Source organism: Bartonella sp. AP280QHHD, from assembly GCF_042196125.1.
GTDB lineage: Bacteria > Pseudomonadota > Alphaproteobacteria > Rhizobiales > Rhizobiaceae > Bartonella.
In genome coordinates this window covers 1-1,676 of record NZ_JBHIPQ010000051.1, presented here as the reverse complement: position 1 = coordinate 1,676, position 1,676 = coordinate 1, and the positions used below count along the sequence as shown (strand labels likewise).

Annotated in this window: 1 protein-coding gene and 2 pseudogenes; 2 read left to right on the top strand and 1 reads right to left on the bottom strand. The window is 36.2% G+C overall.

Going from position 1 to position 1,676, the window contains the following annotated elements; all coding sequences use genetic code 11:
- Nucleotides 1-192: pseudogene (locus ACFIMK_RS08670) on the bottom strand (MBL fold metallo-hydrolase); the annotation flags it as partial.
- 4 nt (nt 193-196) lie between these two features.
- On the opposite strand from ACFIMK_RS08670, the pseudogene ACFIMK_RS08665 reads away from it, so the two are divergent.
- Nucleotides 197-595: pseudogene (locus ACFIMK_RS08665) on the top strand (two-component sensor histidine kinase); the annotation flags it as partial.
- Between the two features lie 472 nt (nt 596-1,067).
- A partial coding sequence (locus tag ACFIMK_RS08660; protein ID WP_375683053.1) for a BA14K family protein occupies nt 1,068-1,676 on the top strand: 609 nt, incomplete at its 3' end.

Below are 1,676 nucleotides of genomic sequence, written 5' to 3'. Positions count from 1 at the left end.
AGATTGCATCAATTTTTCATAAGAACAGAAGGGGAAGTCCGTACGTCCAATAGAACCACGAAAGAGAACATCACCCAAGAGGGCTAAGCGCTCTTTTTCATTGAAATAAATAACATGACCAGGGGAATGCCCCAGTGTATGTAAAACCCTAAACTCATGTCCAGCAAAATACACACACTCACCATCTTCTAACTATATCGAACAACGCACCACGATGCTTTCGGGTGTAAGCCATGATTTAAGAACCATTCTCACCCGTTTTAAACTTCAGCAAGCGTTAGCAAATACTGACTTTGATATCAAGCTGCTTGAACAAGATGTGAGCGACACGCAAAACATGTTAGAAGATTACCTTGCTTTTGCCCGTAGTGAAGAAAGTGAGTGTGTTAAAACTTTTGATTTAAATGCTCTTATGCAAAAATTCTCTACCGATGTGCATCTTCACAAACGTCAATTTTCCTACACCATTGAAAGCCCTACACCAATACAAGCACGCCCACGTGCCTTCAGGCGTCTCATCAGCAATCTTGTGTCAAATGCATTTTGTTATGCCAATACTGTCAAACTAACAGCCATATCCCAACAAGAATGTTTCCCATATATCAAAAAAAGTTCCCGCAATATATTATATTTATACAGTTATAATATGATATCGAACTCAATATTTAGCCTCACAAGAGAGTGGTCAAACAGGACTGTATTCAATCACACAAATAAGGTTCTATCTTAGCACCATAAGCCTATAATAAAAAACGATAACTTTTGTTCATACACCTATTGTTCAATTCATATTGTATCAAGCAATAAAAAATTACTCATCAATAAATAATTTATAACCAATAGTAAAAAATCTGGTGCTCTAAATACAAGCTGCTTAATTAATCTTAAGAAGAGTACATTAATTGAAATCAAAATTCTGTCATGATTTTATTTTATTGTATTGATAATAGTTTTAACTAAATGAATTTTTATTTTTTTGTCACAATAAAGTCCAAAATTGTTCAGTCTCTATTCAGTTTGAAACGTGTAGGATGTGAAAAATACGAATTGACACAAGGAGCATCATTATGAAAAAACTCTTCAGATTAGCGGTATTATCAGCAATGTCTACTGCAACCGTTTTGATGCCATTAAATCCAACGCTTGCAGATATGGCATGGTATCATAACTATGACATGAGAAGGGAGGCTGGTTTACCGTCTCACAATTTTAGCTCCCATTTTTCTCATAGTGAACATCACTCTTTTGATAACCCCCACACGCGTCATTATGTTAGCCATAAATGGGGAGCACAACAACACCATCATGTTGAACACAAGACATATCATTATGTCGAGCGCAAAAAGACAAAACACAGTAGTATTAATATAAATAACTCAGGAGAAGCTTTAGCAATGGGCATTCTTGCTCTTGCAGCAGGTGCACTTCTCGGCAAAATTTTTAAAAAATCAGAACAGCCACAAGTTGTTTATCAAACCGCACCACAGCATCAAATTGTATATCAACAGGTTCCACAAGAACAGATAATTTATGAAGCTCCGCAAACGGTGGAATATGAGCCAGTACAACAATCATTAGAATCTGATTGGCTTCAATATTGCAAGAAAAAATACCGTTCTTTCAACCCTAAAACAGGAACTTTCCGAGACCGTAATGGTTTGGAACACGTTTGTTAT